Source organism: Bacillus sp. AFS031507 (assembly GCF_002584635.1).
Lineage (GTDB): Bacteria > Bacillota > Bacilli > Bacillales > Cytobacillaceae > Neobacillus.
The window spans coordinates 1-26,524 of sequence record NZ_NUOW01000006.1 but is presented as its reverse complement, the minus strand read 5'-3'; the positions used below and the strand labels follow the sequence as shown (position 1 = coordinate 26,524).

The window sequence follows — 26,524 nt, the reverse complement described above, 5'->3', positions numbered from 1 at the left end:
TTACCACTATTTTTTTATACGCTCTTTACAATACTATTTCTATAGTATAGAATTTCTATGTACCTAATGTATCTAGGTAGGTGATAAAATGTTTAACCGTGAATTAGTGAAAGGCAGTACTTCATTAATCCTGCTTCAATTATTAAACGAGCGGGATATGTACGGCTATGAATTAGTGAAAGTGCTTGAACAGCGCAGTGATAATGACTTAAGTGTTAAAGAAGGGACCCTGTATCCTGCACTTCACAAGCTTGAAAAGCAAGAGTACATTGAGTGTTATTGGCAGGAGCAGGAAAAGGGACCAGCGCGAAAATATTACAAGATAACCACGGCTGGAAAGGAATTATTAGGTGAAAAAACACGTGAATGGCAGGACTTTGTTAAAGTGATGAACAAAGTGATAGGGAGATCGAAGCATGGAACGGCCGAAGAATAGGTTTCTTGAACAACTAGCAAAAGGGCTGGGAATTCAATTAGATAAAGAGGAGATTCTCCGTGAATATGCGTCACATATCGATGAAATTCTAATGGAATCGGATTGTCAGGATGAGGAAACGGTTTTTGACCTGATTGTATCCCGGCTTGGCAGCCCTGAAGAAATTGCCCAAGTATGGAGAGAAGAGTTCTCTGTCACTCCAAGTAATATGAAATGGGTGTTTATCTTCTTAAATGTTCTTTTTTTTGGAGGAGGCAGTTTACTAACCTTGGCTCACAATATCTTTCAGTGGGAATGGCTTTCTGTTCTATGGAATCATTTAACCTCGATTCCAACCTTAATTGCTTTTTTGTATATGTTCTTTTGGGCATTGTTAGGTTATGAAATAGGAAAGGGATTTGGGCATAATGGAAGAGTGCTCCTTAGAAAAACGTTTTTACTATCGCTTGTTCCAAATTTGCTATTAATGGTCCTAACAGTTTTTCAGATTATTCCACATTCTTGGTTTGCTCCGTTATTAACCAAGACATTTATTATTGCTTGTATCATTTTTACCATCATTCTATACCCAATCAGCTGGATTGGCTATCGTTGGGGGAGAAAAGCGTCGATATAAGCAGTTTTTTTTGCTTAACTACCTAGTAAAACTATATATATAGAATTTCTATACAAAAGGGGGATGAAGATGGAAATGAAAATTACAAAATCTGATTGGATTTTTTTAGTCTTATGTTTATTGCTTGGGATTTTAGGTGAAGAAGCTTTCTTTCGCAGTGAGGTAGGGATCTCCTATTTTGTGTTTATTTCAGCTTTTTACTCGGTATTTATTTGGCGCTACCGCCGCTTTCAATTTTCACATCAACGACTAGGTTACCTCATTCTTTGTTGTATTTGGCTGCTGTCAGCCAGTTATTTTTTAAATAATAACGAGCTATTTTATGTCTTGAATATATTGGTGATCCCTGGGTTGGTTATCTTTCATTTAGTGTTAGTCACCAGTCCGAATAATTTTCAATGGAATAAACCCGCGTTTGTTACTTATATATTGACTAGGTTAATCCAAGCACTAAAATATAATGCTAGCTTCGCGGCCTTGTTTGGAAAGGGCTTAAAACAAGGTGGTAATGAGGACAAAGTAATAGTATGGAAAAAAATAATCCTGGGGATAGCGATCTCACTGCCAATCCTCTTTGTCGTATTGAATTTACTCATTTCGGCAGATGCTCAGTTTGAACGATTAATTGGCGGCATACCACAATGGTTCCAATTCATTAATGTTGAACGGATAATGAGACTAATTGTTATGCTAATCTTAACCGCCGCCTTCTTTGGATTTATGCAAATCCTCTACAACAGACATATGAACGTAATCAAACAACAAACAAATGGGCAACAGTTTCAGATGGATGGAATTATCGCAATTACAGTACTTGTCATCATCAATGCCGTTTATCTTTTGTTTACTGTCGTACAATTCAGGTATTTTTTCAGCGGAACATTACAAGCGGATTTTACCTTTGCCGAATACGCTAGAAAAGGATTTTTCGAGCTCTTATTTGTTACACTAATTAATTTATCCATAACAGTAATCGTATTAACCTTCGTGAATCGTGCAACCAGTTTCATGCGAAGAGCAACGCAAATTATGCTGACCATTCTTGTCCTTGCGAGCTCCGTGATGCTCAGTTCCGCCTTCCTACGGTTAAGTATGTATGAAGAAGCGTATGGATTTACGTTCACTAGGGTGCTTGTGCATTCGTTTATGATTTTCCTAGTCGTCATCTTTACCTATACACTAGTGAAGATTTGGGTGGAGAAGCTGTCGTTATTTCACTTTTATTTTATTACTTCATTAATCTACTATACAGCGATTACAGTTATTGATTTGGATAAAATTGTCGTGAAAGAGAATATGAACCGATACGAGGTGAGCGGGAAGATTGATGTCCATTACCTTAATAACTTGTCATATAGAGGGGTTTTAGGTTTAATTGAACTTTATGAAAAAGATACGAATATACCTGAACTAAAAACTATATTACTAGAGCGAAAACAGGAAGCACTTGCTGAAAGCTTGCCGTGGCAATCGTATAATCTAAAACGAGAGCAGGCATTCTCAGAACTTAAGAAGCTGGATATAAACTAGTAAAAAGAAGACGATTCGGTGATCCGAATCGTCTTTTAGTTGATATTTAGTAATATGAATAAATTAGGAATATTGCAAAATTACTAAATAAATGTAAAAATGGAAAAGGACTGTATTTTTTTAGAATAAAATTTTTGGGTGGGAAAAAAATGAAACGTTTATTTCGGGCTCTTATCAGAATTGGATTAATACTAGCAGGCTTTCTGTTTATTTTTAATCTTCCCTCGTTATTAGGGATTGGAAAAGACCATGTCATAGTTAATTTTAAAACACTATGGATTAATATGAAGTCGGATTTTCAATTTTTAGTGGAATTTAACGGTGATCAATACATAGCTTTTTTTAAGAAATTAGAAATAGCCGAGAGTTATCAGTACACGATGACGATTCTACTGATCAGCCTCTTTTTAATAATCTTCCTTGCTATGATTGTGGCAATAATAATTATGCTCTCACCTGAAAAAGCAAAAAATCGAATGAAAAGTGGGATCAATTTTTTCGAAGCTGTTCCTGATTTACTAGTAATCTTTTTATTTCAGTTTTTTGTTATTACTTTATATAAAACGACGGGATTAAAGTTTTTACAACTCTATGGGATATTTGGTCATAAGCCTTATTTTGTTCCAATCATGACTGTATCCTTTCTGCCTTTTTTCCTATTCTTGCAGTTTCTGATTAAAGTCATCAATGAGGAACAAATCCAGCAATATGTTCTCTATGCGAGGGCAAAGGGAATGAGCCGTCTTAAAACCATACTCGTCCATATCATGCGAAACATTTTTCCACTCTTAATCTTGCAGCTGCGGACGATCATTTGGGTATTATTATCCAATATTTATCTAGTTGAATTTTTGTTTAATATTAATGGGTTTACTCAGCAATTTCTAAAGATTATTTTTATGGGCGGAGATTTTGCTTCACTCGTTGTATGTTTACTAATGTTATCGATTCCACTGTTGGTAATGGAAGCGGCGGGATGGTTGATTTCTAAGCTAATCAAAGGTAGGGAGGCAGTCAGTTTATGAGAAAATATAAAAAAACTATTATTGGCTCCACGTTGCTTTTGATTCTCTTATTAATGAGTATTTTGTACCCTTATTACGGGCCAAAAGATTACAATCATCAGGTGCTGGTAAAAAATGAACAGGGCGAAATACTTGGCAGAGCACCGTTTCCTCCATCAGCACAACATTTACTGGGTACTAATCAGAATGGCGAGGATATGCATTGGCTATTACTTTATGGTGCAAAATTTACATTAATCTCGGCATTTGGAGTCGCCTTATTAAGAGTATTCCTTGGTGGGATATTCGGTATCTTCCTATCATTATGGGCGCCATTCTTAAAAAGTTATGTTAAAGACTTTTTCCTAACTTTTCGTTACATCCCATCGATCCTGATTGCGATCATTTTAATGATACCGATTGTGGGAGTTTTTAATGATGTTGCCATTTCTTCTATTGTTACCTATCAAATTATTATTCTCGTTTTTATCGGATTTCCATCGGTTACGATTTTCGCCGCCGATGTAACCGATGGATTATTAAAAACTTCTTTTGTGCAAAGCTCTAAGTTAATGGGGGCTGGCAAAATACATATTGTAAGAAAGCAATTGATGCCGTATATACGTTCTTACGGGCTATTATTTACTGTCCAACAGTTTATAAGCACCCTTCATCTTACAATGCAGCTTGGTTTGTTTGGAATGTTTCTTGGTGGAAGAAATCGGGGAGGAGTACTAGGGTTTGAAGAACCGCCAAAGCCGGCAACACTTTCCAATGAATGGGCAGGTTTAATTGGACAAAATTATAGTGAATTTATTCGTGCCCCGTGGTCCATTTTAAGTCCCGTGGTTGGATTTTTTGTGGTCATAGTCATCGTGAATAAGATTAAGAAAGAACTAGAAGAGAACCTATATGGTTCTAGGGTTGTGAAAAAGAAAGAAACAAAGGGAAAGGTTCCTAAGATGGAATCCCATTCCTTAAAAAAATTTGAGTTTGTTCAAAAACTATAGCCTGGGTAAATTAGAAGCTAAACATTAAAAAGGCGGGATCAATTGATCCCGCCTCCATATCAGTCACCATTAAACATATCAAAAATTCCTCTTGCGATACTGCCTTCGTCTTTTGCCCCGCCACGTGAAGGTGCCGCAGCAAAAACACGGCTTGCCAGACGGCTAAATGGCAAGGATTGAATCCAAACGGAACCAGGACCGCGGAGTGTAGCAAAAAACAAGCCTTCGCCGCCAAACAAGGCTGTTTTAACACCTTTTACAAATTCGATATCATAATTAACACTACTTGTCATTGCCACTAAACAGCCTGTATCCACGCGCAGAGACTGGCCTGGCAAAAGGTCTTTTTTAATAATCGTTCCACCTGCATGAACAAAAGCAAGCCCATCACCTTCGAGTTTTTGCATGATAAATCCTTCGCCGCCAAAGAAGCCGGCACCAATTTTCCGTTGGAATTCAATCCCGACCTCAACTCCTTTAGCTGCAGCAAGAAAGGCGTCCTTTTGGCAGATAATTTTTCCTCCCAATTGGCTTAAGTCCATCGGAATAATCTTACCAGGGTAAGGAGAAGCAAACGACACCCGTTTCTTGCTGATTCCGTTATTGGTAAAGGCAGTCATGAACAGGCTTTCACCGGTAAGTACCCGTTTACCAGCGCTGAACAGCTTACCCATAAGTCCGCTTCCGGGACTAGTGCCGCTGCCATCACCAAAAATAGTCTCCATATGTATGTCATCTTCCATCATCATAAAGCTTCCTGCTTCAGCAACAACTGTCTCTTGTGGATCGAGCTCTACTTCAACAAACTGCATGTCATCTCCATAGATTTTATAATCAATTTCGTGGTTATTCATACTTTTCCCTCCACCTTTTTTAATGGCAAATCTATATATATTATAAAAAATTTAGGAAAAAAGTGCTAATTTTAATAAAATAAAAATAAAAAGACGCCTGTTTTCACAGACGTCTTTTGCGTATTGAGGCGAAAAACCACACTCCACATAGTGTGCTCCAAAAAGGAATGTTTCTCGACTTACACAACTCAGCTCATCGCTTAGCTATTGTAACATGGTAACGAGTATCTAACAAGTAGTATTTATATAAATATTATTCCAGATTTTAAAACAAAAAGCTTGCTATATAATTCAAATTACCATATATTCAAATAATCAGATATACAAAAACGAGAAGATAAGAAGGGTTTATATGTTTATTGACAAAAGATTCCATAATTACTCCTTAAGGAGTGTACCAAAGGATCTCCTTTCAGGATTGATTGTCGGGGTAATCGCAATTCCACTTGGGATGGCTTTTGCTATTGCTTCAGGAGTGAAGCCAGAATATGGAATCTATACAACGATTGTTGCAGGGATTCTTATTTCCTTATTTGGCGGATCAAAGTATCAAATAGGCGGCCCAACTGGAGCGTTTATTCCTATTTTATTTGGTATTGTGATGACATACGGCTATGATAATCTCCTCGTCGCTGGATTTATGGCCGGTATTATTCTGCTATTAATGGGAGTATTTAAACTTGGATCACTAATTAAGTATATTCCTAGACCAGTAACCATTGGGTTCACAACAGGGATAGCGGTGACAATATTTATTGGGCAGGTTGCTAGTTTCTTAGGTTTAGTGGGAATTAAGAAACATGAGGAATTTATTAAAAATATCCAAGAAATTTTAGTTCATTTAGATACGATAAATATTTTCAGTATTCTAACGGCAGCTATTTGTTTAGTAACCGTCATTGTAACGCCAAAGGTTGCACCAAAAGTTCCAGGTCCGCTAATTGGTTTAGTGGTTTCCTCGGTCATCGCTACCATATTTTACCCAAGTCAAATTGCAACGATTGGAACAGCCTATGGTCAAATCCCAAGCACATTACCCGAACTTCATATTCCTAACATAAATTTAGAAATGATTGTCAGGCTCTTAAAGCCTGCATTCATAATTGCAATGTTAGGCGGTATTGAATCATTGTTATCGGCAGTGGTGGCTGATGGAATGACCAATAGCAGGCACAACAGCAATAAAGAATTAATCGGACAAGGAATTGCCAATATGATTACGCCGTTATTTGGCGGAATTCCAGCAACAGGTGCGATTGCTCGGACAGCGACAAATATTAAAAATGGAGCGATTTCTCCGTTTTCTGGCATTATCCATGGGTTTGTTGTCTTGCTAGTCCTGCTATTTTTTGCACCATATGCATCGTATATTCCATTAGCAAGTATGGCGCCAATCTTGATGGTCGTTGCTTGGAATATGAGTGAAAGAAAAGTATTCTCACATATTTTAAAAACAAAATCCACAGATTCACTTGTTTTAACGGTTACGTTTTTATTAACCGTTTTTGTAAATTTGACTATGGCTGTTGAGGTTGGCTTAGTGATGTCTGCCATTCTTTTTGCAAAAAGAATGAGTGATGTTATGGTTACTGCTAAAGCTTTGCCAAACCGAAAACATAAACACGAAAAGGTAGAGTCAGGAATTGTCTCTGATACAAATGACTGTCCACAAATTAGTATATTTAATGTGGAGGGTCCGTTATTTTTCGGAGCCGCTGAAACGTTTGAAAAAACGATCATGAGCACAATAAATTATCGACCTAAAATCCTATTGTTGCGAATGAGTAAGGTGCCTTTAATGGATACAACCGGAGAAGCAACGTTATCAAGTATTGTTCGTCATTTTTCTAAAAATGGTATAATTATGATATCGGGTTTAAATAAGCAGCCGGAAAATGTCTTGAAAAAGACAGGATTATATCAAATAATCGGCGAGGAACATTTTTTTGAACATACTGGTGAAGCCATCCAATATGCACTTGAGCATATTAACAAAAATAAGTGCCTAGGCTGTAAGCATTACGCATTTAGAGAATGCAAAAATCTATCAGCTGCGGAGGCTGTAGAAGAAAGCAGAGCAAAACTTACTGCTACTTTCTAAAAAAGCATAGGAGTGGACAATTTGAATCTTGAAATGCAACAATTTAAGGCGGAATTTTTCAAAGCATTAGCGCATCCCTTGAGAATCCGCATTTTAGAACTTCTTGCCGAAGGGGATAAGAATGTAAATGAAATTCAAACCCTTGTTGGCAGTGAAGGGTCAGCAGTTTCACAGCAGTTAACTATTCTAAGAGCAAAAAATATTGTGTCTGGAACGAAAGAGGGCAACAAAGTTATCTACACTTTAAAGGATCCGATGATCATCGAATTGTTAGCCGTTGCAAGGCAAATATTTAACAATCATCTCGTTGATACGATCACAATACTAGACAAGTTTAAAGAAGATGAGGAAGAGCCAGCAATACCGAAGAATTAATTTTCTTCGGTAATTGTTTTCTTATAATCTTTCCATTTGAATGGAATAGTCCCTTTTGAAGAGATGTCGATTTGACTCGAAATTTCCTCAGAAAATAAGGGGGAAATGTAGAAGTATGTAGGTTTATCTTACTTTGTCCTTTATTGACATTTAGGCTATTAGAATGCTAAAATTTAATCAGCCGTTGCACGAGATTAGATTTATATTACAAGCTTGTTCAAAGTTTTAACCGATGTTTGGATGAGGAAATGAAGGTAAAGCTATCACGTTGTAATTTGGTGAATTTACACATGGCTTAAGTGTATAAGCCAATAGGAGGATTTTTTTTCATGAAAAACGGTAAAGTAAAATGGTTTAACTCAGAAAAAGGTTTTGGATTCATCGAAGCTGAAGACGGTAACGACGTATTCGTTCATTATTCTGCAATCCAAACAGAAGGTTTCAAAACTTTAGAAGAAGGTCAAGAAGTATCTTTCGAAGTAGTTGAAGGAGCTCGTGGACCACAAGCTGCTAACGTAACTAAAAAATAATATTGTAATCTACTATAACAGCCCGGTACTTTAGTTCCGGGCTGTTTTTTGCATTTTTATAGATTCCCTTCAAATAACCTCTAGTATAAAATACCCATTGTTCCAGTAATCTGCTAGCATTTCCAAGCTCATATCTGAAAGTATTTTGTTATAATAGTATTATTGGAAAAGATGCAGATTAAAAAATTGGGGTGAGCAGATGAAATTTATCCATACAGCTGATTGGCATTTAGGAAAATTAGTCCATGGGGTATATATGACAGAGAATCAACGCGAAGTACTAGAGCAATTTGTGGCCATTGTTGCTGAAGAAAAGCCCGATGCCGTTGTCATCGCAGGAGACTTATATGATCGCTCGGTACCGCCAACCGATGCCGTGGAATTACTTGATGAAATGCTTTTTAAAATAAATGTCGAATTGAAAACACCGGTTGTCGCCATTGCTGGGAACCATGATAGTGCAGAGAGACTTTCTTTTGGCAGTTCATGGTATAAGCACAGCCAATTTTATCTTTCTGGAAAATTATCAACAAGCTTCACTCCTGTGCAAATCAATGGAGTAAACTTCTATCTAGTTCCTTATGCAGAGCCAGGGATGGTCCGTCAACTTCTCCAGGATGATTCGATCCACTCCCATCAAGAAGCGATGAAAGCACTGATAGGAAAAATGGAGGAACACCTTAATCCAAACGAGCCCAATGTTTTGGTTGGACATGCCTTTGTTTTAGGTGGACAAACTTCTGATTCTGAACGAGTCTTATCGGTAGGCGGCTCAGGTTGTGTTGGCGCCGAATTGTTCGAACCGTTTTCCTATACCGCACTGGGTCACTTACACAGTCCAGAGGCAATTAACCATCACAAAGTGAAATATTCTGGTTCCCTCTTAAAATATTCCTTCTCCGAAGCAAAACAAAGAAAGTCGATCTCCATTATTGAAATGGATGAAAAGGGTAACTTTACACAACGTTATCGATCGCTTAAACCTAAACATGATATGCGTGAACTAGAAGGACATCTTGAAGAATTACTTGATCCTTATTTTTATGAAAAAGAAACAGTGCATGATTATTTAAAAATCACTCTCCTTGATGAAGGAGCCTTAATCGATCCGATTAATAAGTTACGTCAAGTGTATCCGAACGTCCTCCATCTTGAAAGAAAACTGGATATTACCGATTTAAAGAAGAAACAATCTTTCACTTCTATTCGAAGTGAAAAAAAGTCGGAGCTTGAGTTGTTTGAACAATTTTACTCAGAAATGACAACCTCTGAATTTTCAATGGATAAAAAAGAGGCAATGACTGATGTAATTGAAAAAGTGCTTAGGGAAGAGGGATTGAAATGAAACCTTTAAAACTGACGATGCAAGCTTTCGGTCCTTATGCAGGAAATGAAGAAATCGACTTTACCGCCCTGGGCAATCGTACGATGTTTGTCATTTCTGGTAAAACCGGTTCCGGAAAAACAACCATTTTTGATGCAATCAGTTATGCGATTTATGGAAAAGCGAGTGGAGAGGATCGTAATGGTCCCGAACTTCGCAGCCAGTTTGCCAAAGATGAGGTATTAACCGAGGTTTCACTTGATTTTTCCCTTCGTAACAAAGCGTATTCGATTACAAGGTCACCGCAGCAGTTGAAGAAGAAAGAAAAAGGTGATGGCTATACACAATTAGGTGCCAAAGCTGAGTTATATATGTGGACAGAAAATGGCGAGAAGAAGCTGCTGGCTTCTAAAATCAATGATGTTGAGGAAAAAATTAAGGAAATTATGCTTATTGATGCGAATCAATTCCGGCAAATATTAATGATTCCGCAGGGCGAATTCCGTAAACTCCTCACCTCAGATAGTAAGGATAAAGAAGTGATCCTGCAGCGCCTGTTCCATACCCAGTTATATAAAATGGTAGAAGATAAGTTGAAGGAAGAAGCAACGGAGTTAAAAAGGACTGTTGAAGACCAGGTACAATCAAGAAATGAAGCAATTCGACGCATTCATACGGTAACAAATGAAGAGCTTCGTGGGTATCTGGATGCGGATTCTGTAAATGACACGATCATTATGCCGCTTTTACAAGCAGAAATTGCCGGCATGGGTGTAGCGTTGGAACAACTGAACCACCAATTAAAAGGAAGGGTACAGGAACAGGACAAACTTAAGGGGCAGCTTTTTGAAGCAGAAGCGATCTTAAAACAACTGCAAATGAAAGAGGAATTAAAGGGGCAAAAGGCCAGCCTAGTTTCACAAAAAGAAGTGTTTATTGAAAAAGAAAAGCAGGTTCAACTTGCACAAAAGGCTGCCCTTTTAGCAAAGCAGGAGGAACTGTGCCACCGTTTAAAACGCGAAGTTGATCAACTCGAGGGAAATTTGAAGTCGATTCAAATGGAAATGGAAAAATTGGATGGACTTTTAAAACAGCATGAGCAACAGCTGCAACGGGAGCTTGAACGAGAGGGTGAGCGCCAGACGGCCCTTGATGAGGTGAATCGATTAGTAAATATGAAAGATGATGTCTATTCGTTTGCCGCATTGCTTAAAGAAACGCAAAACAAGGATACTGAACTAAAAACTGCGAAAGAAAAGCATATGCAGTCCGAACAACTTCTTGAACAACTAGGAGGACAAATAGGATTCCTTAATCGGCAGAAGGAAGAAATTGAAAAAGGAAAGCTGACTTATTTAGAAAATGAGGGAAGAATTGAAAAAATAAAGGCTGAACTTGACCGTTATGAAAAATATGAAACTCTGCTCGGAAAACATCAAAAGGCTGAACAAAATCTAAAGGCGATCACCGCCCGTTATGAAAATACGACGGCTAGATTTGCTGATGCCAGAGCAATGGTTGAAAATTTAGAGAGAAAATGGATGCACGGGCAGGCAACGATATTAGCAGCAAGGCTTCAATCAGGTCAAGGCTGTCCTGTTTGCGGTTCGGAGCATCATCCTTCACCAGCAATCCAACACGATGACAGTATTCCAACTGAAGAGGAAATGAAGGCAGCTAAGGCACAATCTGCCAAATGGGAAAAAGAAAAGTCAGCAGATGAAGCTGCTTTTTATCAAAGTCAGTCAGTTGAGGCAGCACAAAAGGCGGCTGTAAATGAAATATTGCAAGAAATACGTACGTATCGGCCAGATTTTACAGAATCTGATTTACCTCATGCAAAAATTGAGGCTGTCACTGCAAGGAACCAGCTTGTTCAGATTCAAGGAAAGCTTGCTGAACAGATTAAACAGCTTGAAAAGGTTAGGTTGGAAATAGAAAACAAAGAAACTGAAAAAATTAATGTACAAAACACCATCCATCAAGTTTCTGCTCAAATGAATGAGTTAACGGTGCAATTCACCGAAAAGAAGACCAATCTTTCACGGATGATGAAAGTCATTCCCGAAAATCTTCGCTCGGAAGCGGAATACGAAAAGGCTGTCTCTGTCTCCCGGAACCGCCAAGAAATACTAATTAAACAGCTTGAAGAAGCACAGCAGCGCTTCCAGGCAGTGAAAGAAAAACTTTCCAATGAAACGGCAAGATTACTAGATGCAGAGAAACACCATGCAAGTAAACACAAAGAGCTCGAAACGGAAAGGGAAATCTTTATTAACAAACTTTCAGAGCAGGGCTTTGAAAAATACGGTATGTATGCTGCTTCCAAACGGACAGAAGGAGAGATTCGCAGCCTTGAAGCAGAAATCCGCAGCTACCGTGAAGAATTACGCTCGGTTTCTGACCGTTTGAAAGAACTTACTGAACTGTTAATCGACGTGAAAACACCTGATGTGGAGGGATTAAAGCAAGAGTTAGTGAAAATTACTAGCGAAATCGAGGCACTTAATCATCAAAGCACAAATTTATTTGTAAAAAAACGGGACAACGAAGAAATTTACAGCCGGGTGGAAAGCTTGAATGAACAGATGAAGGTTTTAGAAGAACGGTACAAGTTAATTGGTCATCTTTATGAAATTGCTAAGGGTCAAAATAACTTCCGAATTACATTTGAACGGTATGTGCTGGCGGCTTTTCTTGATGATATTTTACGAGAAGCCAACGGTCGCTTACGAAAAATGACCTCTGGCCGTTTTCAATTGCTGAGAAAAACCGATCGATCCAAAGGTAATACGCAAAGCGGTTTGGAATTGCTGGTGTTTGACCAGTATACGGGCCAGGAACGGCATGTCAAAACATTATCGGGTGGGGAAAGCTTTAAAGCTTCTTTATCTCTGGCACTAGGACTGGCAGATGTAGTTCAAAATTATGCCGGCGGGGTATCGCTAGAAACGATGTTCATCGATGAAGGCTTTGGTACGCTGGATCCTGAGTCCCTGGATCAGGCAATTGAAGCCTTAATGGATATTCAGAGCAGCGGCCGCTTGGTTGGAATTATCTCGCACGTTCCAGAACTAAAAGAACGAATTGATGTCAGACTAGAGGTCATGGCAGACCAGACGGGCAGCAGGACGGAATTTAGGTTTACTAATTAATGCATTGGTAGCCTCCCATGGCCAAACCGAAAAGCAGTGTGATTTCAATGGCTTGAAATCACACTGCTTTTTGTGTTTTTCTACGGACTTTAAAAATATCCATTACTCAAAAAGGCTTAAAATTAGGAAACCGTTCTTGAGCTTCAGCAAGTGTTGAAAGGCTAGTTAATTCTGCTAAGGAACCAATTTTATCCCAAACGGCCATGACAGCAGCCGATTGGTGTGCTTTTTCAATTGCCTCCGTTGACACCCATTCAGCGATCTCGATAATCGTCCCATCCTCTGCTTGAAGAGTTAGTAAATCCCTGTTTGTAATTAAATTTTCTTCTCTTAATGTTGGGATATGTACTTTAAGAACTTCTTTCAATTCTTCTGCATTTCCTGGTTTTGGACGATAAAGTGCCATAAAAACTAATGATGACATATTTTCACCTCCTTTAATAAAATTCTCATCGTAACTATGATAATTCTTTAGCAATTGTACGTCCAGCCTGTCTTCCTGTAAACAAACAGCCGCCGACGAATGTTCCTTCCAACGAGCGATAGCCGTGAATTCCACCTCCGCCAAACCCTGAAACCTCTCCAGCTGCGTATAGACCTGGAACAGGATTTCCTGATGAATCGAGGACTCTGCCGGATAAATCTGTCTGCAGACCGCCCAGCGTTTTCCGACTAACAATGTTTAACCGGACAGCGATTAATGGGCCCATCTTTGGATCGAGAATTCGATGCGGGGATGCCACTCTTATCAGTTTATCTCCAAGATAATTTCGAGCCCCACGCAAAGCGGTAATTTGAAGGTCCTTTGTAAATTTATTTTCTATCTCCCGGTCTCTAGCTAGAACCTGCCGTTCGATTTCGGCGAATTTAAGTAAGTTATCACCTGTAAGTTTGTTCATCCCAGCAACAAGTTCAGGTAGGGTATTCGCAATAACAAAATCCTCTCCCTTATCCATGAAGGCTTTCACCGGTGCAGTGGGTCCAGGAAGAATACGGGCTAATACTTTTTTAATACTTTTTCCAGTCAGATCAGGATTTTGCTCGGACCCTGATAAGGCAAACTCCTTTTCAATAATTTTCTGTGTTAGTATGAACCAGGAGTAATCGTAGCCGGATTTCATAATCGCTTCAAGGGTCCCCAAGGTATCAAATCCTGGAAAGTTTGGCGCAGGAAAACGCTTACCTTTTGCATCGAGCCAAAGCGAGGATGGACCAGGGAGGATCCGGATACCATGCATCGGCCAAACGGGGTCCCAGTTCTTAATTCCTTCGGTATAGTGCCACATCCGGTCGCGATTGACGATACGTCCGCCGGCTTTCTCCGTTATTCCAAGCATTCTACCGTCCACATGTTCCGGTACTCCGGAAATCATATTTTGAGGAGCTTTACCGAGCCGTCCCGGCCAATTTTTTCTAATTAACGCATGGTTTCCACCAATACCGCCGCTTGTCACCACTACGGCGGATGAATGAAACTCAAAATCTCCAATTACCTCGCGAGAGCTTGCTTCACCGCGGGCAGCAGTACTTGGAACTAGTAATTCACCCCGGACTCCGATGATGGCACCATTTTCTTTTAATAATTCATTCACACGATGGCGTGGGCGATAATCGACAAGACCTTTTTCCATTGCCTGTCTGACTCTATCCTCAAACGGCTTAACGAGACCTGGACCGGTTCCCCATACAATATGAAAGCGGGGCACTGAATTGCCATGGCCTTCCGCTGTATATCCGCCACGCTCTGCCCAGCCGACAACAGGGAAAAAACGAACGCCCATCCCTGACAGCCATTCACGTTTCTCACCTGCGGCGAAGTCAACATAGGCCTCGGCCCACTTTTTCCCCCAATAATCCTCATCTTCTTCTCTATCAAACCCTGCTGCCCCTAACCAGTCCTGCCAGGCAAGTTCCCGTGAATCCTTGATGCCCATTCTTCTTTGTTCGGGTGAATCGATGAGAAATAGACCTCCAAATGACCACCAAGCCTGTCCACCGATAGACGCTTCGGGTTCTTGGTCTAACAGCAGCACTTTTGTTCCAGCTTCAGCCAGTTCAGCCGTAGCCACTAAACCAGCTAAACCTGCACCAACCACGATCACGTCAAATTTCAAATGAATCCCCCCGGTTAATTAAAAGTACTTATCTATTGTGTTGTTTTATTTTCTGAAAAATCAATATAATTCAGTATAACATAATTTACATAGGATTTTGGAGGTAGAATCCATTGACGAATTGAAAGATCAAAAGAAGAGGATGAGGAAATGATTCATCTGGTTCATCCTTTTCTTATCATTATTAATGCCGCGTCTTTTATTTTTTTGATTTTGCCTTTTCAATTTTTACTCCATAACTAATACTTTTAATGTGGGACATAGAAAGGCGCACAATTTCCCCATTATTGATCAAAAACACAAAATCATTATTTACCTCACAGAGTACTCCCTCTAACTTCTCAGGACCGCCACGATTAATTTTTATCCATTTTAATTTCAATGTGTCAAGAAGGTCTTGGAAATTAGCAGCTTTTTTAAACTTGAAATCTTTTGGAACTTTAATGTTGAATTCCATCTGCTCCTTCATATTATCTGTAAAACTTTTAATATGAGATGTATTGAAGTAAACGACCCCATCTTCTTCCGTGAGAAGGACGATAAGATTGTCACTTACATCCAGTAACTTCCCAATTCTGGATTCTGGTCCACCTCGATCAATTCTGATTACTTTACCTATAAAACATTTCATGATGTCTTTATTCATAAAAAATTTTCCCCCTTAAAATAATTAATTATATCTATACTGCATCTATATGTATCACGGAATGATGTTGTCCTAATAAATTAGCCTGTTTATTTATAACTTAAGAGAAAAATAGGTAATTAAAATGATCCCTTTTTAAACCTTTAAATTTTTTGATTGAAAGATAAGAGTAGATGTTGCAAAATCTACTCTTGAACAATAGAGCTATAAAGGCTAGGCTAGAGTAGAATGGAAGAACGATAAAGTAGGTGGCAAATTTGGAAAAAAGGTATTTTACGATAGGTATGGCAGGGCATATAGATCATGGGAAAACGTCGTTAACGAAAGCGTTAACTAATGTAGATACAGATCGTTTAAAAGAAGAAAAGGAACGTCAAATTTCAATTGAACTCGGATTTGCGCCTTTATATGAAGATAATGAAATTCAAATTTCTGTAATAGATGTTCCAGGACATGAGCGGTTTATCAGGCAGATGATAGCTGGTGTAGCCGGGATAGATCTAGTAGTACTTGTCGTTGCAGCAGACGAAGGTGTTATGCCGCAAACGAGGGAGCACTTGGATATCTTGAAATTTTTAGGAGTTAAAAATGGTTTGATCGCTATTTCAAAAATTGACCGGGTAGAAGAAGAATTTATCGAGCTAGTGAAAAATGATATTTTGGAGGAACTTACTGGGACTGTCTTTGAGGATGCACCGTTTGTTTTAGTAGACAGTCTTTCCAAAAAAGGGATCGAAGAAATTAAAGAATTAATCATCAAAATGTTAAAAGAACAAGAAATGCGAGATGCAAAAGGGGCCTTCCGTCTGCCGATTGATCAAGTATTCACGGTTAAGGGTCAGGGGACTGTGGTTCGAGGTACTGTTTATGAAGGAACGGTCGAAGAGGGACAAACACTTAAGATTATGCCAAAAGGTATTGAGGTAAGAGCGCGGCAGATTCAAGTACATCATAATCCGGCCGAGAAGGCCTATGCTGGACAACGGACGGCGATTAACCTTTCAAGTGTTGCAAAGGAAGAGGTAGAACGTGGAGATGTGCTTGTGTCGTCTGAACATTTCCTTGTTACGAAGACTTTGGATGTTGCTATTCGTGTGGTTGAGGACCTAGAGCATATAGTTAAACAGCGGATGCCAATTAAGCTTCATCTTGGAACAGCTGAGGTAATGGGGCGGATTGTCTTTTTTGACCGCAATGAAATCAAGGAAGAAAATGGTGAAATCCTTTGCCAACTGAGGCTTGAGGATGAAATTCTTACAAAACGAGGTGACCGCTTTATTCTACGCAGGCCAAGCCCGCAAGAGACGATTGGCGGGGGGTGGGTGATTGACCCACGCGGAGATAAATACCGGTTCGGCAATCAAACCATCGAGGATCTTGAAAAGAAAAAAGTCGGCACACCGAACGAGCGAATTTCTGCTGCTTTAATGGAAGCGAAAAGTTTACCCCTACATGAGTTGATCAAACGAACTTCCCTAGATGAAGCTACCTTAATTGAGCACTTATCGGAAGCAGAATTTGTTTTATATGATGGAAAAGAGTATACACTCCAGCAGTTGATCGATTCGATAGAGGAAGATATCTTTGATAGATTGCAGGATTATCATCAACTTCATTCGATGAAGATTGGGATCAATAAAGCAGAGCTATTGCAAACAATGCAAAAAAGATTTCCTAAATCACTGCTAGATTATGTTTTGGAAAATGGAATGACAAATCATATTTTTCACAGAAAAGGACAGTTTGTTTCGTTGGCAAGTTTTGTACCACATGTACCAAAAAACTGGGCGAAGCGGACTGAAAATCTAATTAATGGATTGCAGAGGGACGGATTAAAGGTTCGTAACCTAAAGGAATATTTTGCTGATGCCGGTATTCCTGACAATCTTGAAGCTGATTTACGACGCTTTCTTGAAGAGGAAGAACTACTTATCCAATTGGATGTACAGTTTGCTTATCATGGGGAAGTATTTAAACAAGCCGTGGATAAACTGCGCAGCCATTCAGGTTCTGAATTTGAGGTCGGGGATGCAAAAGATGTTCTTGAACTGTCACGAAAATACATGATTCCGTTTTTAGAAAAATTAGATGCATTAGGATTTACAAAGCGAGTGGAAAATAAGCGAATTTGGAAAAAATAGACAAAAAGCCTCGATCCTTTGATGGGAAAGAGGCTTTTTTCTTTTTAAGATAGAAACTCTGCAGGGTTTAGGCCGAGTTCACGACAGATATCGCTAACCATTTGTTTTTCATTGTTGTCAAAATTTCCATCTGCATAGCCAATGGCGATGCAATAACGAGCGACAAGACGAGCAATTTCTGGCTTAGTTCTGATTTTTCCAAGGGCACGAAATGCCTCGGCACGACCAAGCATCCGATCATTTTCTATTCTAGAAACAAACATATTGAATTTTTGGAGGACCTTATTTGTATCAAACACTCGTAATTCTTCACTTTGATGGACGAACTCAGTCATTTTCTGGCGTTCAGAAGCATCCAAGTACCCGTCTGCCATCGCCACTAATGCACAGGCTGCGACCACTGCTTCGAGTACATCCTGGCTTTTATATCGATTAAAAAGTTCTTGTGCTTTTTTCTTTTGATTGTTTGCCCACTCCGCGTAATCTGTTTGCGAAGGGGACCAGTTGTTGCCACAGCTATTACATGAGAACTTTAGTTGATTTTTTCCAATAAAACCACCCAGTAAACCGACAGGGCCAAGGATTAACCCGCCTATTGCTGCTTTACCAAGACCGAACCCTTTCTTTCCTGTCCTGACATTTGAGGAATGGCAGCGTGGACAAATGATATCATCTCCACCATACGATTGGTGAGAATTTGCTGAAGCAGGATAGGACTGTGTCGGATATCCGTATGCAGGCTGCTGCTGATAAGTCGATTCTGGCTGAAGATGAATGGGCTGCTGATACGAATTTGAGCTTGATTGGTTTGGTTGATATGAATTAGGGCTTGATTGGTAACTTGTTGGCTGAGACGGCGGCGGTGTTTGCACACTTGCAGGTGGGTCGTCAACGGTAATACCAAAGTTACCACATAAAGCAGCTAATCCTCCTTGGAAGCCACTGGCAATTGCATTAAACTTCCATTCACCGTTATGACGGTAGAGCTCCGCTGCCACAATTGCTGTTTCAACCGTGAAATCCCGTCCAAGGTTAAATCTCAATAATTCTTCATTTGTTTGCTCATTAAAAATACGCACATAAGAATCAGAAATTTGTCCGAAATTTTGCCGTTTCGCTTGAGCATCATGGATCGTAATTGTAAAAGCAATCCGATGAATTTGGGAAGGAACCTTTTTTAAATCAATCCTGATCTGCTCATCATCCTGGGCTCCTTCACCAGTTCGATTGTCACCGCTATAGATAATGGAGCCATTTCCACCTGCCGGATTATTATAAAACACAAAATCCTGGTCACTGTTCACTTTTCCAGTTTGCCCTAATAAAAATGCAGAAGCATCTAAATCAAAATTGGACCCTTGTTGACTAATGTTCCAACCCAAGCCGACAACGACGTTTTGCAGTCCAGGGTGAGATTTTGTTAAATCTACTTTTTGCCCCTTGCTTAGTGTAACACCCACTTTTTTCACTCCTCTTGATTATTTTCATATGTACATTATAAATGTATTTTTGAAAAAGGGAAAAATTTCATGACAGATAAGTTTCTTCATTGTTTATACCACACTGTATGTACGATACAGGTGTGAAAAAGTTTCAAAAATATATAAACCCATAAAAAAGCAGGCTGATCAATCTTACTCTCAATTAAGGAAAAGTTAAGAAATAAACATAATAATGGGTGTAGATTAGATTATTTGGCTTCCTGGGAGGAATTCAGGAAGGAAAAGGAGCAAGTATAGATGAAAAAATGGATAATTATTGTAGGCAGTGTACTCGTTGTTGGTTTCGTTGGTTATCGATGGGATTCATTAAAGTTAGGTACACAAACGGTGTCAGCTCAAGTCAGAACAGCGGTTGTTCAAAAAGGGACGTTAAACGTCAACATTAGTGGTTCGGGGACAGTTCAAGCGGTAACGAGTGAAGATATTAAATCAACGTTTAATAATAATGAAGTTGATGAAGTACTTGCAGCTGTGGGGGAGAACGTAACCAAAGGAGATGAATTAATTACTTTTTCGGATGGAAGTGACCCTATAACAGCTCCCGCCACTGGTGTTCTTACGACATTCGCAGTTTCCGCAGGAGAGCCAGTAACAAATGGACAAGTTGTTGCCCATGTAACAAACTATAAGCAATTACAAACCGTGGTCCAAATTGATGAGCTTGATATATCCAAAATTAAAAAGAACCAGCCAGTTGACCTAACCATTAATGCATTTCCTGATCAAGTATTTACTGGTAAAGTATCTACCATTTCTGAAGAAGGAACATCATCGAACGGAGTCTCCACTTTCGATGTTACCATTCATATTGACAAACCAGATCAGCTTAAAGTCGGGATGAGTGCGGAAGCAAGAATCTTAACAGAAAGTAAAGTTAATGCCCTTTATGTTCCACTTGATGCTGTATACACATCAAACAAGAAGAAATATGTCATAGTCAATTCGAAGAGCACAGATAGTGACACCTCAGGAGCAGAGGAAAATATAGTTCAAACGGGCATCGCAAATGAAGATTATGTGGAAATAACAAAAGGAGTATCGGAAGGAGAAACAGTAAAATTACCTCAATTAGCAAAAGCGAGCTCGTCAAATAATTCAAGTAGTAATTCCCAAAGCAGTGTTTTTGGTGGAATCGGAAACGTGGGCGGAATGAACCGGAATTTTGGAGGTCAAGGAAAATTTGGCGGTAGGGGTGGAAACTAAGCAGGAGGTAATTTTAGCTTCCCAAACATCTCTTTTAAATGAAAGGTAAACAGCGGACATGTCCTTTGTTACGATTGCTTTATTTGCTATATAATTATTTTTAGATACAAACTTAGGAGAGATCGACAATGCGCTTATTAGTTGTGGAGGATAATCTTCCTTTATTGGAATCGATTGTTCAGCTTTTATCAGATGAGTTTGAAGTGGATCAAGCATCCAATGGTGAGGATGCCTTATTTTTAGCGATGCAGAATATCCATGATGTTATTGTATTAGATGTCATGATTCCTGAGATTGATGGGTTCGAAGTTTTACGTACGATTCGAAAGGAAGGATTAAAGATTCCTGTCCTATTCCTTACTGCAAGGGATTCCCTCGAAGATCGTGTCAAAGGCTTAGATAGCGGGGGAGATGATTATTTAGTTAAACCATTTCAAGCAGCAGAATTGAAAGCCAGAATCCGTGCCTTATTAAGAAGAAGTGGCAGCTTAACAACCAATCAAACCATTCAATTTCGCGGCATTGAATTGCTAGGGAAGGAAAGAGATATTGTCGTCGATGATGAGCAGTTAAAACTCACGGCCAAGCAATATGAGTTATTAGAATTTCTGATTCAGAATAAGGGCGCCATCCTAACGAAAGAGCAAATCTATGACCGTGTATGGGGCTTTGATTCGGATACAACAATCGCTATAGTTGAGGTATTCATGCACCACCTCCGTAAAAAATTAGAACCATCAGGCTATCATACCGATATTAAAACCATTCGTGGCGTAGGCTACATGTTGAACGAAGAATAGGGGCATCTCATGTTTCGGCAAACACTTATTAAGCTGACATTTTTAAATTCATTGGTCTTTATTGTACTTATCAGCGCACTCGGAAGCGTTATTTATTTTTACACAGAGAATAAATTATATAGGGATGTAAACCAATCGCTCCATGAATCGATTGAACATTTTCAAAAGCAGCCGGGGGGACCAGGTGAAATTCGTGAGGACGATGGGGGGCCTATTCCAAGATTTATCAGGAGAGATCCCCGGATATTGACCCTAATCTGGGATGAAAATAATCAGCTCTTGTTGGATCAAAACCGTGATTCTGAAATTTTTCAAGATAATGAGAACCTGATTCGCCCCAAAACATTAAATACCCTAAAGGATGTTGATGTAGAAGGTTTTTCGTTTAGGTATATTGCCTTTGAAGTTGATCATCCTCAATTAGGAAAAATCACTGTTCAATTCATCCGTAATGTAAACTCTGAACAAAAATTACTTGAAAGATTATTGTTGATAATGCTGATTGGTATGGGAGTTGGAATCATTTGTGCAGTTGCTTCTGGTTATTTTTTAGCGGGAAAGGCACTTGTCCCGATTAAAAAGGCTTGGCAAAAGCAGACAGAATTTGTTTCCGATGCTTCGCATGAGTTAAGAACCCCATTAGCCGTCATCCAAGCAAAAACGGATTTACTATTTCGATCTCCTGCTGCAACGATACAGGACAAAATTCTTGATGTATCAACGATTTCAAATGAATCTAGGCGACTTTCCAAATTAGTCACCAACTTATTGACATTGGCGAGATCGGATTCTGACCAAATTGAAGTGAAAAAGGAAACGTTCCATCTAAATGAACTTTTAAAAGAAATCCATCAACAATACGAAGAAATTGTTATGTATCAAGAAAAATCACTTCGGTTAGAAGCAGCTGAACCTGTTACCTTTTTTGGTGATAAAGCGAGAATTCATCAACTTATCGTCATACTACTGGACAATGCGATGAAATATACGATTGAAGGAGGAGAGATCCTGCTTTCGTGTGGACATACTCATTCGTCTATTTTCCTTAAAGTAAAAGATAACGGAATTGGTATTCCTGAAATGGATATCCCTAAAATCTTTGACCGCTTCTATCAAAGCGATAAAGCTAGAACGGCTGCCGAGGGAACAGGATTGGGCCTGTCGATTGCCAAGTGGATTATTGAGAAGCATCATGGAAAAATAAAGGTACAAAGCACCCTTGGAAAAGGGACAACAATTGAAATTACTTTTCCAAAAACTCAAAAAAATTGAATTTGTTTTTTTCTAAACAAAAAGCACACGAATGAAGTTGTCGTGTGCTTTTTGCATTCTTATTCAACAATAATTGTCCCTTTAAACATTTGCATCCCGCAGCTAAATGTATATTCTCCGGACTTATCCGGAGTTAAGGTTAGTTTTGTTGTTCCAGTTTTTAGGTTGACATTGTTAATATTAAAATCAGGAATCATAAAGGTGGATATACAATTACTACTATCCAATGGATTTTTAATTTCTAGTTCTACTGGTACACCCTTTTTCACTCGAATAACATTAGGCGTGTACCCCTGTGTGGTTACTTCCATCTTTACAAGTGGCTTGCTTTCCTTTGTCACATCAACTTCCGTTTTGGGAACCTCTTGACTAGTAGCAGCTTGTTGAGTTGTTGCTTGAGTTGTTTTACTTTGACCTGGAATTTCGACCATATCACTGCTGTACATAAATAAAAATAATGATACTATCACAACGCCTCCTGCGATGATCGCAAAGGGTGAGAGCTCTTGTGTATCAAGGGATAATTTATTATTCGATTCCACGAAAATATACATGATTACGAATCCGATAATTAATATATAAAAACCTAACAAGATTCCAAGTAAAATAGTAGGATTAATAAATTGAAGAAAGGCACCGAGAATAGCTCCAATGATCCCGCCCATTAAACCAGAAATTGATCCCATTAGGATGGCTAATATTCCAACGGGGTGTCCAGCTAAGAACCCTACGACGAAACCAATAATCATACTGACTCCGACTACTAGAAAAATCTCAGCGGAAATGATGCCAATGATACTGCCGGTCAGTAACCCTGTGATTACCGCAATGACCATACTAATCATAATCCCAGATGTATTGGCTAGCTTATTTTTATGACGGTAAACAGAATAAATGGAATATCCGGTACCAATGGCAACTACAATCGCCGAAATAATCGCAAAAATATTCATTTTATGTCTCCTCAGATGTGTATGTTTTATTCATTAAATAATTTACAACATATGAGTATTATAAATGGAAATGACCCATTCAAATTTGTATTTTTAGTGATTAATATGAACGTTTTATGAATATTATTGAGGTTAAATTAGGATATGGAATAGTAGGAGATCGATTTTATTCTTTATTTTCTTTATCAAGGGTATTTTTATAAATTCTTTTCATGGCCTCATTCTGCATTTTGATATATTCAAGCAGAAATTCTTTTTCTTCTTCCTCTTGTTGGAGATCATCCTTTTCTTTTTCCAAGTAAGCCACCCCATTTTTTCTAATTACTAGCATTTTAACTGATTTATTTAGACGTTTAAAGTAAATTTGAAAGAAAATTGCTCGCTTCAGCAATATATTCCATAAAAAAATTGACTTTTTTTATAATGAAATATATAATTTTCAAAAATACTATTGAAACTGTGACGGGGATTAGTAAAGTGAAAAGGTCTTACCAAGAGAGGAAACCAATGGTGCGAGGTTTCTTAAGACGGTCATTTGAACCTGCCTCTGAGTTCTGTATCGGATACATATGAAGATACATGCGGATAATGTCCGTTATCATTGAAAGTGTATAAAGCTTTTTGCTTTATGAATTTAGGGTGGTACCGCCAGGCCTTGGTCCCTTTTTTGAGGATCAAGGCCTTTTTGTGTAGAAATGCGGAAGCGACCGTTACTTATTTAAAAAAATTTAATGAGGTGTCAAACATGGCAAAAGAATTTGTAAAAGATGTAACTGCAATGGACGATGATTTCGCCCAGTGGTATACCGATGTGGTAACAAAAGCTGACTTAATTGATTATTCAAGTGTTCGTGGCTCGATGATTATTCGACCATATGGTTATGCTTTATGGGATAATATAAAAAATGAATTGGATCGCCGTATAAAAGAAACGGGGCATGAAAATGTTTATATGCCTTTGTTTATTCCTGAAAGCTTGCTGCAAAAAGAAAAAGATCATGTTGAAGGTTTTGCACCAGAAGTGGCGTGGGTCACACATGGCGGATCTGAACCGCTGGCAGAACGATTAGTTGTCCGCCCTACATCAGAGGTTCTTTTTTGCGAGCATTATAGTAACATCATCCATTCTTACAGAGATCTGCCAAAGCTTTATAACCAATGGGCAAACGTGGTCCGTTGGGAAAAAACAACCCGTCCATTCTTACGGACATTAGAGTTTTTATGGCAGGAAGGTCATACCGCGCATGCAACTGACGAAGAGGCTATGGAAGAAACCATTAAAATGCTAAATGTTTATGCCGCAGTTTGTGAAGAAATCCTTGCGATTCCAGTTGTAAAAGGACAAAAAACGGAAAAAGAAAAGTTTGCAGGTGCGAAAGCTACTTTTACGATAGAAAGCTTAATGCATGATGGAAAAGCATTACAGTCTGGTACATCCCACCACTTCGGCACAGGATTTGCCGAGGCATTTAACATTCAATATACAGACAAAGAAGGAAAGCTCCAATATGTGCATCAAACCTCTTGGGGTTTCACCACAAGGATTATCGGTGCCTTAATCATGGTGCATGGCGATGACCGCGGCCTTGTGATTCCTCCAAAAGCTGCACCAACTCAAGTGATGATTGTGCCGATTGCTCAGCATAAAGAAGGCGTTCTTGATTTTGCCTATGAGTTAAAAGAGACTTTATCAAGTGTTGTACGTGTAGGGATCGATGCTAGTGATAAAAAGCCAGGCTGGAAGTTCAATGAGTATGAAATGAAAGGTATTCCAGTCCGTCTAGAGGTGGGACCTAAAGATATCGAAAACAAGCAAGTGGTTTTAGTAAGACGCGATACTTTAGAGAAAGTGTTTGTTCCGCTCGACCAATTAGAAACGAAGCTTGTTGAGTTATTAGATGAAATTCAAACAAATTTATATAATAAAGCACTTACTCATCGTGAAGAAAGAACCACTGTTGCTGTAACACTTGATGAGTTAAAGCAATCACTCGAAGCAAAACCAGGTTTTATCAAGGCCATGTGGTGCGGCGAATTAGCTTGTGAGGAAAAAATTAAAGAAGATACAGGGGCAACATCTAGATGTTTGCCATTCGAGCAAGAAAAAGTATCTGACAAATGTGTATGCTGTGGAAAAGAAGCCAATAAAATGGTTTATTGGGCAAAAGCATACTAAAAATAGCAAACTTTCGGGCTCTTCCTGGTTAGGAAGAGTCTTTTTTATTTTATCAAATAGTGGCGTAAAACCTCTTTCTTCAGAAATAGGGATATAAGCCATATTTTTTTCTTTTTACTATCAATTTCTATTCCATAGTAGTATAATAAATATACAGAACAAATGTTCTGTGAAGGGGTGAATAAAGAAATGGAACCTCATAAAAAGAACATGAAAGAACAGAAGAAAAAAGAATCGAAAGGAGATATTGTCATTCGGAAATTTCCGCTCCGTTTAACCAGCGAGGACAGAAGATTAGTCGATACTCTACGTAAGGAAGCAGCAAATTTGTGGAATGACTGCTTAGATCTCCATTGGTGGCTATATGATGCATATAAGGTTTGGACAAGTGCATCTGAAAAAAAGCAATGGTACAATGCCACCACACATAAATTACACTCGCAAACGATTCAATCCATCATTGAGTTACATGAAGAAACATGCAAAAGAACAAGGGAGTTACGGGCAAAAGGTGAGAAACAATGGCGGTACCCTTGGAAATACAAAAAGTTCTTTTCGGTTAAATATAAAAAAACTGCGATTAAATTGTTCGGTAAAAAGCTCAGGTTTAGCAATGGAAAACAACAATCCCCCTTAGTGATTCCTCAACCGAAGCACATTGATTTCCATACGATAAAAAGTGCCGAAATCGTTTGGCACAAAAATCACTACTGGATGCATATAGCAGTAGAAGTACCAAAACAAAAACAGGTTCAAGGTGACAAGGAAGCCGGCTGCGATTT

23 protein-coding genes and 1 other annotated feature are annotated in these 26,524 nt (G+C 38.9%); of the genes, 16 read left to right on the top strand and 7 right to left on the bottom strand.

The features are described 5' to 3' along the window. Positions 1-88: 88 nt before the first annotated feature. From COE25_RS06975 to COE25_RS06955, 5 genes are all read left to right on the top strand, one after another. Positions 89-436, top strand: coding sequence for a PadR family transcriptional regulator (locus tag COE25_RS06975; protein ID WP_088086792.1), 348 nt, complete (start codon positions 89-91; stop codon positions 434-436). Continuing rightward, entirely contained in the window at positions 417-1,052 is a 636-nt protein-coding gene (locus tag COE25_RS06970) for an HAAS signaling domain-containing protein (protein WP_098932059.1), read from the top strand. The genes COE25_RS06975 and COE25_RS06970 overlap by 20 nt, the downstream gene beginning before the upstream one ends. A gap of 69 nt (positions 1,053-1,121) precedes the next feature. Next, positions 1,122-2,582 carry a DUF4153 domain-containing protein gene (locus COE25_RS06965; RefSeq protein ID WP_098932058.1) on the top strand — a complete coding sequence of 487 codons (1,461 nt, stop codon included), beginning with the start codon at positions 1,122-1,124 and terminating at the stop codon, positions 2,580-2,582. A gap of 149 nt (positions 2,583-2,731) precedes the next feature. Continuing rightward, the gene (locus COE25_RS06960) at positions 2,732-3,607 is read left to right on the top strand and encodes an ABC transporter permease subunit (RefSeq protein ID WP_098932057.1); all 876 of its coding nucleotides are present in this window, start codon (positions 2,732-2,734) and stop codon (positions 3,605-3,607) included. Further along, positions 3,604-4,596, top strand: coding sequence for an ABC transporter permease subunit (locus COE25_RS06955; protein ID WP_098932056.1), 993 nt, complete (start codon positions 3,604-3,606; stop codon positions 4,594-4,596). Before COE25_RS06960 ends, COE25_RS06955 begins: the two co-directional genes overlap by 4 nt. 59 nt (positions 4,597-4,655) lie before the next feature. Here the strand turns inward: COE25_RS06955 and COE25_RS06950 are convergent, their stop codons facing one another. Continuing rightward, positions 4,656-5,450 (bottom strand): TIGR00266 family protein, encoded by a 795-nt coding sequence (locus COE25_RS06950; protein ID WP_088086797.1) that lies wholly within the window; start codon positions 5,448-5,450, stop codon positions 4,656-4,658. 352 nt (positions 5,451-5,802) lie between these two features. Between COE25_RS06950 and COE25_RS06945 the strand changes: the two genes are divergently transcribed. The 5 genes from COE25_RS06945 to COE25_RS06925 all read left to right on the top strand — a co-directional run bounded on the left by COE25_RS06945 (position 5,803) and on the right by COE25_RS06925 (position 12,935). After that, positions 5,803-7,551: a SulP family inorganic anion transporter gene (locus tag COE25_RS06945; RefSeq protein WP_098932055.1), complete on the top strand. Its 1,749-nt coding sequence runs from the start codon at positions 5,803-5,805 to the stop codon at positions 7,549-7,551. Between the two features lie 21 nt (positions 7,552-7,572). Continuing rightward, a complete protein-coding gene (locus COE25_RS06940) occupies positions 7,573-7,926 on the top strand; it encodes an ArsR/SmtB family transcription factor (RefSeq protein WP_088086799.1) in 354 nt (117 codons plus the stop codon). A 329-nt stretch (positions 7,927-8,255) separates the two neighbouring features. Beyond that, a complete protein-coding gene (locus COE25_RS06935; protein ID WP_007083969.1) occupies positions 8,256-8,456 on the top strand; it encodes a cold-shock protein in 201 nt (66 codons plus the stop codon). A gap of 199 nt (positions 8,457-8,655) precedes the next feature. Continuing rightward, positions 8,656-9,801: an exonuclease SbcCD subunit D gene (locus COE25_RS06930; RefSeq protein ID WP_088086800.1), complete on the top strand. Its 1,146-nt coding sequence runs from the start codon at positions 8,656-8,658 to the stop codon at positions 9,799-9,801. Then, positions 9,798-12,935 carry an AAA family ATPase gene (locus COE25_RS06925; RefSeq protein WP_098932054.1) on the top strand — a complete coding sequence of 1,046 codons (3,138 nt, stop codon included), beginning with the start codon at positions 9,798-9,800 and terminating at the stop codon, positions 12,933-12,935. The genes COE25_RS06930 and COE25_RS06925 overlap by 4 nt, the downstream gene beginning before the upstream one ends. A 106-nt stretch (positions 12,936-13,041) precedes the next feature. Here the strand turns inward: COE25_RS06925 and COE25_RS06920 are convergent, their stop codons facing one another. From COE25_RS06920 to COE25_RS06910, 3 genes are all read right to left on the bottom strand, one after another. Beyond that, on the bottom strand, positions 13,042-13,359 hold the full coding sequence (locus COE25_RS06920; protein WP_098932053.1) for a putative quinol monooxygenase: 318 nt from the start codon (positions 13,357-13,359) through the stop codon (positions 13,042-13,044). 34 nt (positions 13,360-13,393) lie between these two features. Beyond that, positions 13,394-15,049, bottom strand: coding sequence for an FAD-binding dehydrogenase (locus tag COE25_RS06915; RefSeq protein WP_098932052.1), 1,656 nt, complete (start codon positions 15,047-15,049; stop codon positions 13,394-13,396). Positions 15,050-15,248: 199 nt separating this feature from the next. Then, positions 15,249-15,695: a DUF6897 domain-containing protein gene (locus tag COE25_RS06910; protein WP_098932051.1), complete on the bottom strand. Its 447-nt coding sequence runs from the start codon at positions 15,693-15,695 to the stop codon at positions 15,249-15,251. 257 nt (positions 15,696-15,952) lie between these two features. Here COE25_RS06910 and selB point away from each other — a divergent pair, with 257 nt between their 5' ends. Further along, complete coding sequence (gene selB, locus COE25_RS06905; RefSeq protein ID WP_098932050.1) at positions 15,953-17,836, top strand: selenocysteine-specific translation elongation factor; 1,884 nt, start codon at positions 15,953-15,955, stop codon at positions 17,834-17,836. 44 nt (positions 17,837-17,880) lie between these two features. Here selB and COE25_RS32080 read toward each other — a convergent pair whose 3' ends face one another. Then, on the bottom strand, positions 17,881-19,296 hold the full coding sequence (locus COE25_RS32080; RefSeq protein ID WP_098932049.1) for a TerD family protein: 1,416 nt from the start codon (positions 19,294-19,296) through the stop codon (positions 17,881-17,883). 279 nt (positions 19,297-19,575) lie between these two features. On the opposite strand from COE25_RS32080, the gene COE25_RS06895 reads away from it, so the two are divergent. The 3 genes from COE25_RS06895 to COE25_RS06885 all read left to right on the top strand — a co-directional run bounded on the left by COE25_RS06895 (position 19,576) and on the right by COE25_RS06885 (position 22,613). After that, a complete protein-coding gene (locus COE25_RS06895) occupies positions 19,576-20,541 on the top strand; it encodes an efflux RND transporter periplasmic adaptor subunit (protein ID WP_098932048.1) in 966 nt (321 codons plus the stop codon). A 128-nt stretch (positions 20,542-20,669) separates the two neighbouring features. Beyond that, on the top strand, positions 20,670-21,341 hold the full coding sequence (locus COE25_RS06890; protein WP_088086808.1) for a response regulator transcription factor: 672 nt from the start codon (positions 20,670-20,672) through the stop codon (positions 21,339-21,341). A gap of 9 nt (positions 21,342-21,350) precedes the next feature. Then, positions 21,351-22,613: a sensor histidine kinase gene (locus tag COE25_RS06885; protein ID WP_098932047.1), complete on the top strand. Its 1,263-nt coding sequence runs from the start codon at positions 21,351-21,353 to the stop codon at positions 22,611-22,613. Between the two features lie 59 nt (positions 22,614-22,672). Here COE25_RS06885 and COE25_RS06880 read toward each other — a convergent pair whose 3' ends face one another. Together COE25_RS06880 and COE25_RS31395 are read right to left on the bottom strand one after the other, a co-directional pair. Continuing rightward, positions 22,673-23,566, bottom strand: a complete 894-nt coding sequence (locus COE25_RS06880) for a cupredoxin domain-containing protein (RefSeq protein ID WP_098932046.1) — start codon at positions 23,564-23,566, stop codon at positions 22,673-22,675. Positions 23,567-23,732: 166 nt separating this feature from the next. Next, positions 23,733-23,864, bottom strand: coding sequence for a hypothetical protein (locus COE25_RS31395; protein ID WP_256942324.1), 132 nt, complete (start codon positions 23,862-23,864; stop codon positions 23,733-23,735). 152 nt (positions 23,865-24,016) lie between these two features. Beyond that, positions 24,017-24,233: a binding site (T-box leader), on the top strand. 78 nt (positions 24,234-24,311) lie between these two features. On the opposite strand from COE25_RS31395, the gene proS reads away from it, so the two are divergent. Together proS and COE25_RS06870 are read left to right on the top strand one after the other, a co-directional pair. Then, a complete protein-coding gene (gene proS, locus COE25_RS06875; RefSeq protein ID WP_088086811.1) occupies positions 24,312-25,742 on the top strand; it encodes a proline--tRNA ligase in 1,431 nt (476 codons plus the stop codon). A gap of 189 nt (positions 25,743-25,931) precedes the next feature. Further along, positions 25,932-26,524: hypothetical protein (locus tag COE25_RS06870; RefSeq protein ID WP_218964317.1), on the top strand; the 593-nt coding region annotated here is incomplete at its 3' end.

What these genes read in the sequence shown, in the direction of transcription:
- COE25_RS06975 (WP_088086792.1), top strand. Translation starts at nt 89, where the DNA reads ATGTTTAACCGTGAATTAGTGAAAGGCAGTACTTCATTAATCCTGCTT.
- COE25_RS06970 (WP_098932059.1), top strand. Translation starts at nt 417, where the DNA reads ATGGAACGGCCGAAGAATAGGTTTCTTGAACAACTAGCAAAAGGGCTG.
- COE25_RS06965 (WP_098932058.1), top strand. Translation starts at nt 1,122, where the DNA reads ATGGAAATGAAAATTACAAAATCTGATTGGATTTTTTTAGTCTTATGT.
- COE25_RS06960 (WP_098932057.1), top strand. Translation starts at nt 2,732, where the DNA reads ATGAAACGTTTATTTCGGGCTCTTATCAGAATTGGATTAATACTAGCA.
- COE25_RS06955 (WP_098932056.1), top strand. Translation starts at nt 3,604, where the DNA reads ATGAGAAAATATAAAAAAACTATTATTGGCTCCACGTTGCTTTTGATT.
- COE25_RS06950 (WP_088086797.1), bottom strand. Translation starts at nt 5,450, where the DNA reads ATGAATAACCACGAAATTGATTATAAAATCTATGGAGATGACATGCAG.
- COE25_RS06945 (WP_098932055.1), top strand. Translation starts at nt 5,803, where the DNA reads ATGTTTATTGACAAAAGATTCCATAATTACTCCTTAAGGAGTGTACCA.
- COE25_RS06935 (WP_007083969.1), top strand. Translation starts at nt 8,256, where the DNA reads ATGAAAAACGGTAAAGTAAAATGGTTTAACTCAGAAAAAGGTTTTGGA.
- COE25_RS06930 (WP_088086800.1), top strand. Translation starts at nt 8,656, where the DNA reads ATGAAATTTATCCATACAGCTGATTGGCATTTAGGAAAATTAGTCCAT.
- COE25_RS06925 (WP_098932054.1), top strand. Translation starts at nt 9,798, where the DNA reads ATGAAACCTTTAAAACTGACGATGCAAGCTTTCGGTCCTTATGCAGGA.
- COE25_RS06920 (WP_098932053.1), bottom strand. Translation starts at nt 13,359, where the DNA reads ATGTCATCATTAGTTTTTATGGCACTTTATCGTCCAAAACCAGGAAAT.
- COE25_RS06910 (WP_098932051.1), bottom strand. Translation starts at nt 15,695, where the DNA reads ATGAATAAAGACATCATGAAATGTTTTATAGGTAAAGTAATCAGAATT.
- COE25_RS06895 (WP_098932048.1), top strand. Translation starts at nt 19,576, where the DNA reads ATGAAAAAATGGATAATTATTGTAGGCAGTGTACTCGTTGTTGGTTTC.
- COE25_RS06890 (WP_088086808.1), top strand. Translation starts at nt 20,670, where the DNA reads ATGCGCTTATTAGTTGTGGAGGATAATCTTCCTTTATTGGAATCGATT.
- COE25_RS06885 (WP_098932047.1), top strand. Translation starts at nt 21,351, where the DNA reads ATGTTTCGGCAAACACTTATTAAGCTGACATTTTTAAATTCATTGGTC.
- COE25_RS06880 (WP_098932046.1), bottom strand. Translation starts at nt 23,566, where the DNA reads ATGAATATTTTTGCGATTATTTCGGCGATTGTAGTTGCCATTGGTACC.
- proS (WP_088086811.1), top strand. Translation starts at nt 24,312, where the DNA reads ATGGCAAAAGAATTTGTAAAAGATGTAACTGCAATGGACGATGATTTC.